We start from the raw sequence: 12,366 nt of genomic DNA, 5'->3' as shown, positions 1-12,366 counted from the left end.
CGACAGCCCTGGTGCTGGTGCGCAAGCGTGCGGCCTTCAGCCTGTTCTGGCGCACTCAATGGCGGTTGGGCCTGAGCGTGGGATTGTGCGTGTTGTTGAGCTACGCTTTGGTGCTTTGGGCCATGCAGTTGGGCTCGATTGCCGAGGCGGCGGCGTTGCGGGAAGTCAGCGTGATCCTGGTGGTGCTGTTCGGCATGCGTTACTTGAAAGAACCTTTTGGCCGGCCACGGCTCATAGCTTGTGGGTTGGTGCTGATCGGCATGTTCGTGATGAAACTCTAACCGTCGGATAAATCCAAAAAAGGAATGAGTGATGACAGTCGCTTTCTGGTGTGTGTTGATCGCAATTTTTCTGCCCTATCTATGCACGGGTGTCGCCAAGTTCAGCACGGGAAAGTTCGGAGCTCGGCACAACCACGACCCGCGTGCTTTCCTCGATACCGTTGAGGGTGTCGCCAAGCGCGCCAACAATGCGCAACTCAACAGCTTTGAAGTGACCCCGGCGTTTGCCGCGGCAGTGATCATTGCGCACATGGCCGGCAACGCCGAGCTGGTGACGATCAATGTGCTGGCGGTGCTGTTTATCACCAGCCGCCTGCTGTACATCATTTGCTACCTGGCCGATTGGGCGATTTTGCGTTCGCTGGTGTGGGCCGTGGGAATGGCGTTGATTGCGAGTTTCTTCTTTGTCTCGATCTAACGCCTGAGCAAATCCTTTGTGGGAGGGGGCAAGGGGAGTCGTCTCACCGCCCCTCCCACATTTCATTATCAGCGTCTGTCAGGTGCCGGCGGGGGCATCCGGTACTTGCGGCAGAGCCGCGCCTTTGGGCCACAGCATCCAGATTTGCCCTTGTTGTTTCATATTTCCTGCCAGCTCTCCCGCCGCATCACCTGTGCCCCAGAACAAGTCTGCCCGTACTTCGCCGGTGATTGCGCCGCCGGTGTCCTGGGCCGCGACAGGTCTGGTGATCGGTGAACCATCGGGTTTGGTGGTCGACAACCACAATAGGCTACCCAGCGGGATGACCTTGCGGTCCACTGCCACGCTGTAGCCGGCGGTCAATGGCACGTTCAGCGAACCGCGTGGGCCTTCGTTACTGTCGGGGCGTGCGCTGAAGAATACGTAGCTGGGGTTGCTCGCCAGCAGTTCGGGAATGCGCTGCGGATGTGCCTTGGCCCAGGCGCTGATGGCGCCCATGGTCACCTCTTCTTTTTTCAGCTCGCCTTGCTCTACCAGCCAACGGCCGATGGGGCGGTACGGGTAGCCGTTCTGGTCGCCGTAACCTACGCGCAGTTGGCGCCCACCCGCCAGTTGAATACGCCCTGAGCCCTGGATTTGCAGGAATTGCAGGTCCATTGGGTCGGTCAGCCAGGCGATCGGCTTGGCAGTGGAGCCCTGGCTGTTGACGGTGCTGGCGTCGTCATAAGGCTTGAGCACCCGACCTTCCAGGCGTCCACGCAGGCGCTTGCCTTTAAGCTCCGGGTAGATGCTTTCGAGGTTGACGATAATCAAGTCATCCGGCACGCCGTAGACCGGCACATGGGCGGTAGCAGTTTTGGTCAGGCTGCCGGGGTAGACCGGCTCGTAATAACCGGTGATCAAACCATTGGGTGTGTTGTTGGCCGAACGCAAGCCGAAGACATCGAGGTGTTCCTTGAGAAAGCCGCGAGCCGCCACGGCATCGCCCGGTACGCTGGCCGCTGCCGCGCAGGTGGTGCCCCATACCGGGTCGGCCTTGAGGCGCTGGCAGGCGCTGCGCCAGGATTCAAAACCGGCCAGCAAATCGCTGTCGGAAACCACCGGCAAGGCTTCCCAGGGTGCACTCACATAGGTGGCGACCGCATGGGGTTTGGCTTCTTCTTTGGCGACCTCTTTGCCGGCATCTTTACCTGCATCGCAGCCGGCCAGCAGTGCGATCATTGGCAGAGCCCACGCGAGTCGGCGGCTCCAGGGTTTCGCGGTGATATTCATGTAAGCACTTCCTGAAGCGATTACCCATGCTTCACTGCATTCGGGCAACCCTTATTATTAATAGGGCTATTGGTCTTTGCGGGCGGGGCGAGGATACTGGCCGCCGTTTCCCGTGACCTGAAGCCATCATGATTCTAAAAAAACTGACCGTTGTACTGCTGGCCTGCCTGGCCTTGTCCGCCTGTGGCGGTGTTGACCCCAATTCCCCACTGGGCCAACGCAAGGCGATCTTCAAGCAGATGCTCAAGACCGGCGAAGACCTGGGCGGGATGTTGCGCGGGCGTATCCCGTTCGACGGTGCCAGGTTTGCAGAAGGCGCGGTCAAGCTGGATGCGTTGTCCCATGAGCCGTGGAAGCACTTTCCAAGCGTTCGCGAAGAAGATCACACCAGCGCCAAGGACGACGTGTGGCAGAAACAGGCGCAGTTCCAGCAACTGGCCCGCGACCTTGAGGCGGCCACCGGTGAATTGGTGATCGCCAGCCAAGTGCAACCCTACAAGGCCAGCAACCTTCAGCCGGCGGTGCAAAAAGTCGAAGACGCCTGCAGCGCCTGTCATAAACAGTTCCGCGATCACTGATCGTTTTTACTGGTCGAGTTCTTCCACCGCGTCCTGTAGTTCTTTGCGCGACTCGGCCAGTTTGTCCTTACGCTTGTTGATCTTGTCCGGATCGCCTTTTTTCATGGCCTTGTCGAGGTCGGCCTGACGGCGGGAGACTTCGTGCTTGGCGTCGAGCACCTTGTTTTCACGTTCTTTTTTCAAGGAGGCGTCGGTGCAGTTGGCGGTGACTTCGCTCAGGGCTTTTTCCAGGCCGGCCTGTTGGGCGCTGTTACCGTGGGCCTTGGCTTGTTCGATCTGGGTGCTGATGGCCTGGCGCTTGGCGGCGCAGCCGGTGAGCGGTTGCGCTTCTTCGGCGGCCAGCAGTGGCATGGTTGTGATACTTGCGAGAGTCAGCAAGGCAAAGGGGGCGAGAAATTTCATCTATAAAGCTCCAAGGTCGCAATCAGGTGGCCGGGTGGCGTTCAAAACCCATCTATCCCGGCCTCGCGTAATGTTTCAGCCAAGGCTTGCACCTGCGGGTCGCGAAAAAACGCGCTCAGTTGCGCTGCACGACCCGGGCCGATGCCGTCTGAGGCCAGCCAGGCTTGGGTGTCTTTGGCGGCCAGCGTCTGCCAGTCGCCCTCCAGGTTGTTGCGCGCCGCTGGCGGTACGCCCAAGGCCTTGAGCCATTGTGAAAAAGGGCGTTGCCGGGCGTTGTTAAAACTGTCGAGCACTCGCTCACGAGTGCGATCACCGAAGCCCTCAATGGTAGCAAGCTGCGCCGCATCCAGGGTTAACCAATCGAGAAAGCCTTCGATTAGACCGGCCTGGATCAATATGTTCCAGGTTTCACGGCCCATATGTGGCAAGGCCAGGCCCTGTTTGCCGCTCAGCCAGGTGAGGCGGGCGAGTAATTGATCTTCGCAGCCGGGCTCCAGTTGCCAGCAACTCAGGGCGTGAAAATCGCGAGGGTTGGGTAGCTGCATGTCCACACGGGTTTCGTTGCGCAGGATCACCTCGTCCAGTCGGGGAATAACCTGGCCCGCCAGGCTGATCGACACATGGTCGCCGGGGCGGATATCCAGGGCTTGCCAGCGTTTCAGGGAGCCGGCGCTGACCCGGCTGATCTGCCGATCATCCAGCCACACGGGTTCCAGTTCGAGGATGGGGGTGATGCGCCCGGTGCGACCGATCCTGAATTGCACCTTGCGCACCAGTGCCAGGGCTTTGATGGCTGGGTACTTCCAGGCGACCATCCAATAAGACGCACTGGCTTGCCAACGCTCGGCGGGTGCCCGTGCAGCCTGGTGCAGCACCACGCCATCGCTGGCGAAGGGCAGCGGTGCGTTGTACCAATGCGTGCGCCAATGAGTGGCTTCGCTGATGTGCTCAATGGGGTGGCTATAACGCTGTGTATCGCTGAAGCCCCAACGCGTCAGGGTGGCCAGGCGCTCGGTGAAGTCCACCGGGCCGTCAGGCCAGGCCCAGACGAACAAGCCGATGCCTGCCGCTTCAGTGTCGCTCAATTGTCGCCGGTTCATCAGCCCGGCTACTTTGCTGCGCGCATTGAGCCCACCGTTTATCGCTTGCACATGGTGATCAAGGCGCCAGTAAAGTTCGCCTTGCAGCACCACATCAATCGCGTCTGGCAGCTGTTGGACGATACCGGGGATCCTGGCGGCCGAGGCCGACCAATCGTGGCCCAGCACGCCATCGCCTCGGCTGATGAGCTGCTGCAAGCGGCCCTCGCGATAGACGAGCGTCACCGCCACCCCATCCACCTTGGGTTGGATCCATACGTCCTCGCGGGTGCTGAGCCACTCCTTGACTGCCGGTTCGTCTGGCAGCTTTTCCAGGCCGGTGTGCGCGACTGGGTGGCGTAACGTGCCGCGTGAACTGGCCAGCGGGTTATTAACCTGCGGCGCAGGTTGGTGGGTGCATTCGCGCCAATGCGCCAGGCGCTGGCGGGCCTGGTCGTAGAGTTCGTCACTGATGGGGGATTGGCCCTGGCGGTGGTAACTGTCGTCCCACTGGCTGATCTGCCTGGCCAAGCTGTCGAGTTGCAGGTGAGCGTGATCGGCGCACGTTTCTGCCCACGTCCAGCTGGATAAAACACTGAGAAAAAAAGCCATGAACTTATGCATCATGAGCATCCGTGCTCGAAAAGGGAGCCCAGCCTAAGTCATCCAGGCGCCCACAAAAAAGCCCCGATTGCTCGGGGCTTTTTACCGGGTGTTTCTGTATACAGCGCGAACGCTTACAGGCCGGCGGCGATACGCAGGTCGTTGGCGCGGTCGGTTTTTTCCCAGGTGAAGGTGCTGAAGGTGTCTTCGCCAACAGTCTTCTGCGCAGGGGTACGGCCGAAGTGTCCGTAGGCTGCGGTTTCCTGATACATCGGGTGCAGCAGGTCGAGCATGGTGGTGATTGCGTAGGGGCGCAGGTCGAAGATTTCACGCACCAGCTTGACGATTTTCTCGTCGCTGATCTTGCCGGTGCCGAAGGTGTTCAGCGAGATCGACGTAGGCTGCGCCACGCCAATAGCGTAGGAAACCTGAATTTCGCAGCGCTCGGCCAGGCCGGCAGCCACGATGTTCTTGGCCACGTAACGACCGGCATAAGCGGCCGAACGGTCAACCTTGGACGGGTCTTTACCCGAGAACGCGCCACCGCCGTGACGGGCCATGCCGCCGTAGCTGTCGACGATGATCTTGCGACCGGTCAGGCCGCAGTCGCCCACTGGGCCGCCGATGATGAACTGTCCGGTCGGGTTGATGTGGAACTGGGTGTCCTTGGTCAGCAACTCGGCAGGCAGCACGTGCTTGACGATCAGCTCCATCACGCCTTCGCGCAGGTCGGCGTAGGACACGTCCGGGTTGTGCTGGGTCGACAGCACAACGGCGTCGATACCCACGACTTTGCCGCCTTCGTAACGGCAGGTCACCTGGGACTTGGCGTCCGGGCGCAGCCAAGGCAATACCCCGGATTTACGTGCTTCGGCCTGGCGTTGCACCAACTGGTGCGAGAAGGTGATCGGCGCCGGCATCAGCACGTCGGTTTCATTGCTGGCGTAGCCGAACATCAGGCCCTGGTCGCCGGCGCCCTGGTCTTCAGGCTTGGCACGGTCTACACCCTGGTTGATGTCAGGCGATTGCTTGCCGATGATGTTCATCACGCCGCAGGTCGCGCCGTCGAAGCCGACGTCGGAGCTGTTGTAGCCAATGTCGGTGATCACGTCACGAACGATCTGCTCCAGGTCGACCCAGGCTGTAGTGGTGACTTCGCCGGCGATGATCGCCACGCCCGTTTTCACCAGCGTCTCGCACGCCACACGGGCGAACTTGTCTTCAGCGATGATAGCGTCCAGCACCGCGTCAGAAATCTGGTCGGCGATTTTGTCCGGATGCCCTTCAGACACGGACTCGGAGGTGAAAAGGGAGTATTCGCTCATCTCGATGTTTTCCTGATATTTACCGATGGTGAGTGTCGCCAGCCGGTCGCTGAAAATGGCGGACCTGAATCTGGAAACCATTACGTAAACCTACATAGAGGCTTTCCCCGGGAACGAGTCCCGCAGCGGTGGCCCAACGGGCCAGATCGTCCTGTTCAAAACCCAGCCAGAGATCACCGCAGGCCTCCTTGGCCCAATTCTGGTTGTGGCTGCATAAATCCGTAACCAGCAGGCTACCGCCGGGGTGTAGTAACCCGGCCATTTGCTTGAGGGCGTCGGCGGGGGCGGCGAAATGGTGCAAGACCATGTTCAGCACCACGCAATCGGCCCGCAGGCTGGTGTCATTCAAGGCGTCGGCCAACTGCAGGCGCACATTGCCCAGGGCTTCGCGTTCACAGAGTTGGCGCGCCAGTTCAAGCATTGCCGGGCTGTTGTCCAGCGCCGTCACCTGCCCGAAACGTCGTGCCAGGTCGGGCAGAAAGCCGCCATCGCCAGGGCCGACTTCCACGGCCGTTGCTTCACTACTGAAGCTCAGCTTGTCCAACAGCGCCAGTACGCTTTCGCGGTACTGGGGCAAGCCGGCGATCAGGTCCTGCTGGGCGCGAAACTTGTCGGCAACCCGGGAGAAAAAGTCCTGGCTGGCGGCGGCGCGTTGCCCGTGGACCTGGCCGATGCGCGACTGTACGTCGCTCGGCAGGCCCAGGTTATCCACTTCCTCAAGCAAGGCGGCGTGCAGTTTGCCGCCCAGCTGTTCGGTATGGGGCAGGGCGCGGCGGTAAAAAATCGCATTACCTTCGCGGCGCGTGGCGACCAGGTCGGCCTGGGCCAGCACCTTCAAGTGGTGGCTCATGCCGGATTGGCCGATGGCGAAGATCTGCGCCAGTTCCAGCACCCCGAACGAATCGTTGGCCAGTGCGCGCAATACGTTCAGGCGCAACGGATCACCTGCAGCCTTGCAAAGGGCTGCCAGTTCATCGCCGTCGTCAGGACGCAGGGAGGGCACGGGTAGGTTCATAAGGCCAGCAGTCTAGTGACGGGTGTAAATCCCTGCAAGGCCAATATCAAAAAGTTTTGATATTGATCGATAAGTGGCGGTTATAAGCCGCCGCTATAACCTTTAGACGAACCAGTTAAAAGGTTTCTGCAACCTATTGCCGTCCAAACCACAGGAAAAACACCCTCAAGTGACTATCTGTCATTGCCCGCAGGCGGTGGCTGAGGGAAAATGCCGGTCCTTTTTTCCGTTTCTTTATAAGTAAACTCCAGGAGATCAGCGATGCCCAGCCGTCGTGAGCGTGCCAACGCCATTCGTGCCCTCAGCATGGATGCCGTGCAAAAAGCCAACAGCGGCCATCCCGGTGCCCCGATGGGCATGGCGGATATCGCCGAGGTACTTTGGCGTGACTACCTGAAACACAACCCGAGCAACCCGTCGTTCGCCGACCGTGACCGCTTCGTGCTGTCCAACGGCCACGGCTCGATGCTGATCTATTCGCTGCTGCACCTGACCGGCTACGACGTCACCATCGACGACCTCAAGAGCTTCCGTCAGCTGCACAGCCGCACCCCCGGTCACCCGGAATTCGGCTACACCCCAGGCGTGGAGACCACTACCGGTCCCCTGGGTCAGGGCCTGGCCAACGCTGTCGGCTTCGCGCTGGCTGAAAAAGTTCTGGGCGCGCAATTCAACCGCCCCGGCCACGACATCGTCGATCACCACACCTATGTGTTCCTGGGTGATGGCTGCATGATGGAAGGCATCTCCCACGAAGTCGCCTCCCTGGCCGGCACCCTTGGCCTGGGCAAGCTGATTGCCTTCTACGATGACAACGGCATTTCCATCGACGGCGAAGTCGAAGGCTGGTTCACCGATGACACCCCCAAGCGTTTCGAAGCCTACAACTGGCAGGTGATCCGCAACGTCGACGGCCACGATCCGGAAGAAATCAAGATCGCCATCGACACCGCTCGCAAGAGCGCGCAGCCAACCCTGATTTGCTGCAAGACCACCATCGGTTTCGGCTCGCCGAACAAGCAAGGTAAAGAAGACTGCCACGGCGCCCCACTGGGTGACGCGGAAATCGCCCTGACCCGTGAAGCGCTGAAGTGGAACCACGGCCCGTTTGAAATCCCGGCCGATATCTACGCCGAATGGGACGCCAAGGAAAAAGGCCTGGCCACCGAAGCCGAGTGGGACCAGCGTTTCGCGGCCTACTCCGCCGAATTCCCGGAGCTTGCCAACGAGCTGGTTCGTCGCCTGGCCGGTGACCTGCCTGCCGACTTCTCGGCAAAAGCCTCGGCCTACATCGCCGAAGTCGCGGCCAAGGGCGAGACCATCGCCAGCCGTAAAGCCAGCCAGAACACCCTGAACGCCTTTGGCCCGCTGCTGCCTGAGATCCTCGGCGGTTCGGCTGACCTGGCCGGTTCCAACCTGACCCTGTGGAAAGGCTGCAAAGGTGTCTCGGCCGAAGACGCCAGCGGCAACTACATGTACTACGGCGTGCGCGAGTTCGGCATGAGCGCCATCATGAACGGCGTGTCCCTGCACGGCGGCCTGGTGCCTTACGGCGCGACCTTCCTGATGTTCATGGAGTACGCACGTAACGCCGTGCGTATGGCTGCGCTGATGAAGAAGCGTGTGATCCATGTGTACACCCACGACTCCATCGGCCTGGGTGAAGACGGCCCGACGCACCAGCCGGTCGAGCAATTGACCAGCCTGCGCACCACGCCGAACCTGGACTGCTGGCGCCCAGCCGACGCGGTCGAATCCGCCGTGGCCTGGAAGCACGCCATCGAGCGCAAGGACGGCCCTTCGGCGCTGATCTTCTCGCGTCAGAACCTGCAACACCAGGTGCGTACCGATGCGCAGATCGCCGACATCAGCCGTGGTGGTTATGTGCTCAAGGACTGCATCGGCGAGCCGGAGCTGATCCTGATCTCCACCGGTTCCGAAGTGGGCCTGACCGTTCAGGCTTACGACAAGCTGACCGCGCAGGGCCGCAACGTTCGCGTTGTATCCATGCCGTGCACCAGCGTGTTCGAAGCCCAGGACGCCGGCTACAAGCAATCGGTGTTGCCGCTGCAGGTCAGCGCGCGTATCGCGATCGAAGCGGCTCACGCTGACTACTGGTACAAGTACGTGGGCCTGGAAGGCCGCGTGATCGGCATGACCACCTATGGTGAGTCGGCGCCGGCGCCAGCGTTGTTCGAAGAGTTCGGTTTCACCCTGGAAAACATCCTGGGTCAGGCTGAAGAGTTGCTGGAAGACTAAGTCAGTCTGCGTTGTCTGCACTGGCGCTATCGCGGGCAAGCCCGCTCCCACATTTGGATCGCGGTCCAATGTGGGAGTGGGCTTGCCCGCGATGGCGTCAGAACATTCAACACCGAACTAACCTTGATCGAGAACCCCATGCCCCAACCGCGTCCCTACAAAGTTGCACTCAACGGCTACGGCCGCATTGGTCGTTGCGTCTTGCGTGCTCTGTTCGAGCGAGGGGCGGCAGCCGGGTTTGAAATTGTTGCAATCAACGATCTGGCCGACATGGCCAGCATCGAATACCTGACACGCTTTGACTCCACTCACGGGCGCTTTCCCGGCGAAGTGCGGGTCGACGGCGATTGTCTGCATATCAATGGCAACTGCGTACAAGTGTTGCGCAGTGCCACCCCCGAAGGCATCGACTGGAAAGCACTGGGCGTCGACCTGGTGCTGGAATGCTCCGGTGTCTATCACACCCGTGCCGATGGCCAGCGTTTTCTCGACGCCGGTGCGCCGCGTGTGCTGTTTTCCCAACCGATGGCCAGCGAGGCGGATGTCGACGCCACCATTGTCTACGGCATCAACCAGGATTGCCTGACCGGTGATGAGCTGCTGGTGTCCAACGCTTCGTGTACCACCAACTGCAGCGTGCCGTTGTTGCGTCTGCTGGATCAGGCGATCGGCCTGGATTATGTGTCGATCACCACGATTCACTCGGCGATGAACGACCAACCGGTGATCGACGCCTATCACCACGAAGACCTGCGCCGCACGCGTTCGGCGTTCCAGTCGGTGATTCCGGTATCCACAGGCTTAGCTCGCGGCATCGAGCGGCTGTTGCCGGAACTTGCCGGGCGAATCCAGGCCAAAGCCGTACGTGTGCCGACGGTGAATGTGTCTTGCCTGGATATCACCATGCAAACCGTCAGCGACACTGATGCGACGGAGGTCAACCGGATACTGCGTGACGCCGCGACCAGCGGCCCGCTCAAAGGCTTGCTGGCCTACACCGAGTTGCCCCACGCCAGTTGTGATTTCAACCATGACCCGCATTCGGCGATTGTCGATGCCAGCCAGACTCGCGTTTCCGGCCCCAGGCTGGTGAACATCCTGGCCTGGTTCGACAACGAATGGGGCTTTGCCAACCGAATGCTGGATGTTGCGGAACATTATCTGCACATCGCCGCTAAACAACCTCAACAGTAATTCAGGAACTGCGACCCATGACCGTGTTGAAGATGACCGACCTCGATCTGCAAGGTAAGCGCGTACTGATCCGCGAAGACCTCAACGTCCCAGTCAAGGACGGTGTGGTCACCAGCGATGCGCGAATCCTGGCCTCGCTGCCGACCATCAAGCTGGCCCTGGAAAAAGGCGCGGCCGTGATGGTCTGCTCCCACCTGGGCCGCCCGACCGAAGGTGAGTTCTCCGCCGAAAACAGCCTCAAGCCTGTCGCCGAGTACCTGAGCAAGGCCCTGGGCCGTGACGTGCCACTGGTCACAGACTACCTGGGCGGCGTGGACGTGAAAGCCGGCGAGATCGTGCTGTTCGAAAACGTGCGCTTCAACAAGGGCGAGAAAAAGAACAGCGACGAACTGGCCCAGCAATATGCCGCTTTGTGCGATGTGTTCGTGATGGACGCTTTCGGCACTGCTCACCGCGCTGAAGGTTCGACCCACGGTGTGGCCAAGTTCGCCAAGGTTGCTGCTGCCGGCCCACTGCTGGCTGCTGAGCTGGATGCGTTGGGCAAGGCCCTGGGCGCTCCGGCCCAGCCAATGGCGGCCATCGTTGCCGGTTCCAAGGTTTCCACCAAGCTGGACGTGCTCAACAGTCTCAGCCAGATCTGCAACCAGTTGATCGTCGGCGGCGGCATCGCCAACACCTTCCTGGCCGCAGCCGGCCACCCGGTGGGCAAATCCCTGTACGAACCGGACCTGCTGGATACCGCCCGCGCCATCGCCGCCAAAGTCAGCGTGCCATTGCCGGTGGACGTGGTCGTTGCCAAAGAGTTCGCTGAAAGCGCCGAAGCCACCGTCAAGCTCATCGCTGACGTGGCCGCTGACGACATGATCCTGGACATCGGCCCGCAAACCGCGGCCAATTTCGCTGAACTGCTCAAGGCATCCCAGACTATCCTGTGGAATGGCCCGGTAGGCGTGTTCGAGTTCGACCAGTTCGGCAACGGCACCAAAGTGCTGGCCAAAGCCATTGCTGAAAGCTCGGCTTTCTCCATCGCCGGCGGCGGTGACACCTTGGCGGCCATCGATAAATATGGCGTTGCTGATCAGATCTCCTACATTTCTACCGGTGGCGGCGCCTTCCTCGAATTCGTCGAGGGCAAGGTTTTGCCGGCCGTGGAAGTGTTGGAAACCCGAGCCAAGGGCTAAGGCTCGCGTGATCAGGAAAAGGAGCGTTCCCATGATCAAGTCGTTGGCACTGGTGATCGCAGCGGGCCTGTTGGCCGGCTGCAGCGGCACACCCAGCGCGGCGCCGGAGGCGGACAACGCCAAGGCACCGTTGAACAAAAGCTGTTACCAGGCTGACTGGCAAGCCGAGACCATGCCGGTGATCAACAAGCGCATCGGCAACGAACGGCTGGAGAAATACGACTCCGCGCCCAACGGTCAGGAACAGGGTTGCCCTTGACGGGTCTGATCCACTAACCAACAGCAACGGCGGCCCCAGGTCGCCCTGCGAGGATTGGCAATGAAAGGCGTTTTCGCCCTGGCAGCCCTGGCCCTGTTGGCCGGTTGCAGCAGCATGAACATGTTCAGCAAGGCCGCAGAGCCTGCCGACAAGTGGACCACCTGGACCTGCGACAGCAAGGCCGAGCTCAACTGGCGCTTCGCCAACCAGGCCCGTTCCGAAGTGGATGTACGCCTCGGCGGTTCGGACCAGGTTTACCGTCTCAAGCAAGAGGTAGCCGCCTCGGGCGTGCTGTACAGCGACGGCCAATTGGCGTTTCACACCAAAGGTGAGGAAGGCCTGGTGTACTGGGTGGCCACCGATGATTTGATTGGGCGCGGCTGCAAAGCCAACTGAACCCATCAGCAATAACGATTCAGCAGCTCAAGCTCAACCCCTTGATCTGCAATAACTTGAATAGCAGCCGCCGCTACGGCAGGCTTGCACGATTAACGACCCTC

Annotated in this window: 12 protein-coding genes and 1 pseudogene; 8 read left to right on the top strand and 5 right to left on the bottom strand. The window is 60.7% G+C overall.

Annotated elements, in window-relative coordinates; genetic code table 11:
* Window positions 1-8: 8 nt before the first annotated feature.
* Both PSEBG33_RS02015 and PSEBG33_RS02020 read left to right on the top strand, forming a co-directional pair.
* Window positions 9-281: pseudogene (locus tag PSEBG33_RS02015) on the top strand (EamA family transporter); the annotation flags it as partial.
* 31 nt (window positions 282-312) lie between these two features.
* Entirely contained in the window at window positions 313-699 is a 387-nt protein-coding gene (locus PSEBG33_RS02020; protein ID WP_005792210.1) for an MAPEG family protein, read from the top strand.
* A 78-nt stretch (window positions 700-777) separates the two neighbouring features.
* Here PSEBG33_RS02020 and PSEBG33_RS02025 read toward each other — a convergent pair whose 3' ends face one another.
* Window positions 778-1,971 (bottom strand): murein transglycosylase A, encoded by a 1,194-nt coding sequence (locus PSEBG33_RS02025; protein WP_005792208.1) that lies wholly within the window; start codon window positions 1,969-1,971, stop codon window positions 778-780.
* Window positions 1,972-2,099: 128 nt separating this feature from the next.
* Between PSEBG33_RS02025 and PSEBG33_RS02030 the strand changes: the two genes are divergently transcribed.
* On the top strand, window positions 2,100-2,549 hold the full coding sequence (locus PSEBG33_RS02030) for a c-type cytochrome (protein WP_005792207.1): 450 nt from the start codon (window positions 2,100-2,102) through the stop codon (window positions 2,547-2,549).
* Between the two features lie 6 nt (window positions 2,550-2,555).
* Here the strand turns inward: PSEBG33_RS02030 and PSEBG33_RS02035 are convergent, their stop codons facing one another.
* The 4 genes from PSEBG33_RS02035 to PSEBG33_RS02050 all read right to left on the bottom strand — a co-directional run bounded on the left by PSEBG33_RS02035 (window position 2,556) and on the right by PSEBG33_RS02050 (window position 6,973).
* Window positions 2,556-2,951, bottom strand: a complete 396-nt coding sequence (locus PSEBG33_RS02035) for a DUF1090 domain-containing protein (protein ID WP_005792206.1) — start codon at window positions 2,949-2,951, stop codon at window positions 2,556-2,558.
* Between the two features lie 41 nt (window positions 2,952-2,992).
* Complete coding sequence (gene ligB / locus PSEBG33_RS02040) at window positions 2,993-4,657, bottom strand: NAD-dependent DNA ligase LigB (RefSeq protein WP_005792205.1); 1,665 nt, start codon at window positions 4,655-4,657, stop codon at window positions 2,993-2,995.
* 110 nt (window positions 4,658-4,767) lie between these two features.
* Window positions 4,768-5,958, bottom strand: coding sequence for a methionine adenosyltransferase (gene metK, locus PSEBG33_RS02045; protein WP_005792204.1), 1,191 nt, complete (start codon window positions 5,956-5,958; stop codon window positions 4,768-4,770).
* A gap of 19 nt (window positions 5,959-5,977) precedes the next feature.
* Window positions 5,978-6,973, bottom strand: a complete 996-nt coding sequence (locus PSEBG33_RS02050) for an ArsR/SmtB family transcription factor (RefSeq protein WP_005792202.1) — start codon at window positions 6,971-6,973, stop codon at window positions 5,978-5,980.
* Window positions 6,974-7,234: 261 nt separating this feature from the next.
* Here PSEBG33_RS02050 and tkt point away from each other — a divergent pair, with 261 nt between their 5' ends.
* The 5 genes from tkt (at window position 7,235) to PSEBG33_RS02075 (ending at window position 12,262) form a co-directional block, all read left to right on the top strand.
* Complete coding sequence (gene tkt, locus PSEBG33_RS02055) at window positions 7,235-9,232, top strand: transketolase (protein WP_005792201.1); 1,998 nt, start codon at window positions 7,235-7,237, stop codon at window positions 9,230-9,232.
* Window positions 9,233-9,370: 138 nt separating this feature from the next.
* Window positions 9,371-10,426 (top strand): erythrose-4-phosphate dehydrogenase, encoded by a 1,056-nt coding sequence (epd, locus tag PSEBG33_RS02060; protein ID WP_005792200.1) that lies wholly within the window; start codon window positions 9,371-9,373, stop codon window positions 10,424-10,426.
* 17 nt (window positions 10,427-10,443) lie between these two features.
* Window positions 10,444-11,607, top strand: coding sequence for a phosphoglycerate kinase (locus PSEBG33_RS02065; RefSeq protein ID WP_005792198.1), 1,164 nt, complete (start codon window positions 10,444-10,446; stop codon window positions 11,605-11,607).
* A gap of 31 nt (window positions 11,608-11,638) precedes the next feature.
* Window positions 11,639-11,866 (top strand): hypothetical protein, encoded by a 228-nt coding sequence (locus PSEBG33_RS02070; RefSeq protein WP_005792197.1) that lies wholly within the window; start codon window positions 11,639-11,641, stop codon window positions 11,864-11,866.
* Between the two features lie 60 nt (window positions 11,867-11,926).
* Window positions 11,927-12,262, top strand: coding sequence for an MliC family protein (locus PSEBG33_RS02075; protein ID WP_005792196.1), 336 nt, complete (start codon window positions 11,927-11,929; stop codon window positions 12,260-12,262).
* Window positions 12,263-12,366 lie beyond the last annotated feature (104 nt).

It is taken from the genome of Pseudomonas synxantha BG33R (genome assembly GCF_000263715.2).
GTDB lineage: Bacteria > Pseudomonadota > Gammaproteobacteria > Pseudomonadales > Pseudomonadaceae > Aquipseudomonas > Aquipseudomonas synxantha_A.
Note: the sequence above shows the minus strand (reverse complement) of the source record. Positions and strands in the feature narration are given on the sequence as shown.

What these genes read in the sequence shown, in the direction of transcription:
- metK (WP_005792204.1), bottom strand. Translation starts at nt 5,958, where the DNA reads ATGAGCGAATACTCCCTTTTCACCTCCGAGTCCGTGTCTGAAGGGCAT.
- epd (WP_005792200.1), top strand. Translation starts at nt 9,371, where the DNA reads ATGCCCCAACCGCGTCCCTACAAAGTTGCACTCAACGGCTACGGCCGC.
- ligB (WP_005792205.1), bottom strand. Translation starts at nt 4,657, where the DNA reads ATGATGCATAAGTTCATGGCTTTTTTTCTCAGTGTTTTATCCAGCTGG.
- PSEBG33_RS02020 (WP_005792210.1), top strand. Translation starts at nt 313, where the DNA reads ATGACAGTCGCTTTCTGGTGTGTGTTGATCGCAATTTTTCTGCCCTAT.
- tkt (WP_005792201.1), top strand. Translation starts at nt 7,235, where the DNA reads ATGCCCAGCCGTCGTGAGCGTGCCAACGCCATTCGTGCCCTCAGCATG.
- PSEBG33_RS02070 (WP_005792197.1), top strand. Translation starts at nt 11,639, where the DNA reads ATGATCAAGTCGTTGGCACTGGTGATCGCAGCGGGCCTGTTGGCCGGC.
- PSEBG33_RS02035 (WP_005792206.1), bottom strand. Translation starts at nt 2,951, where the DNA reads ATGAAATTTCTCGCCCCCTTTGCCTTGCTGACTCTCGCAAGTATCACA.
- PSEBG33_RS02030 (WP_005792207.1), top strand. Translation starts at nt 2,100, where the DNA reads ATGATTCTAAAAAAACTGACCGTTGTACTGCTGGCCTGCCTGGCCTTG.
- PSEBG33_RS02025 (WP_005792208.1), bottom strand. Translation starts at nt 1,971, where the DNA reads ATGAATATCACCGCGAAACCCTGGAGCCGCCGACTCGCGTGGGCTCTG.
- PSEBG33_RS02050 (WP_005792202.1), bottom strand. Translation starts at nt 6,973, where the DNA reads ATGAACCTACCCGTGCCCTCCCTGCGTCCTGACGACGGCGATGAACTG.
- PSEBG33_RS02065 (WP_005792198.1), top strand. Translation starts at nt 10,444, where the DNA reads ATGACCGTGTTGAAGATGACCGACCTCGATCTGCAAGGTAAGCGCGTA.
- PSEBG33_RS02075 (WP_005792196.1), top strand. Translation starts at nt 11,927, where the DNA reads ATGAAAGGCGTTTTCGCCCTGGCAGCCCTGGCCCTGTTGGCCGGTTGC.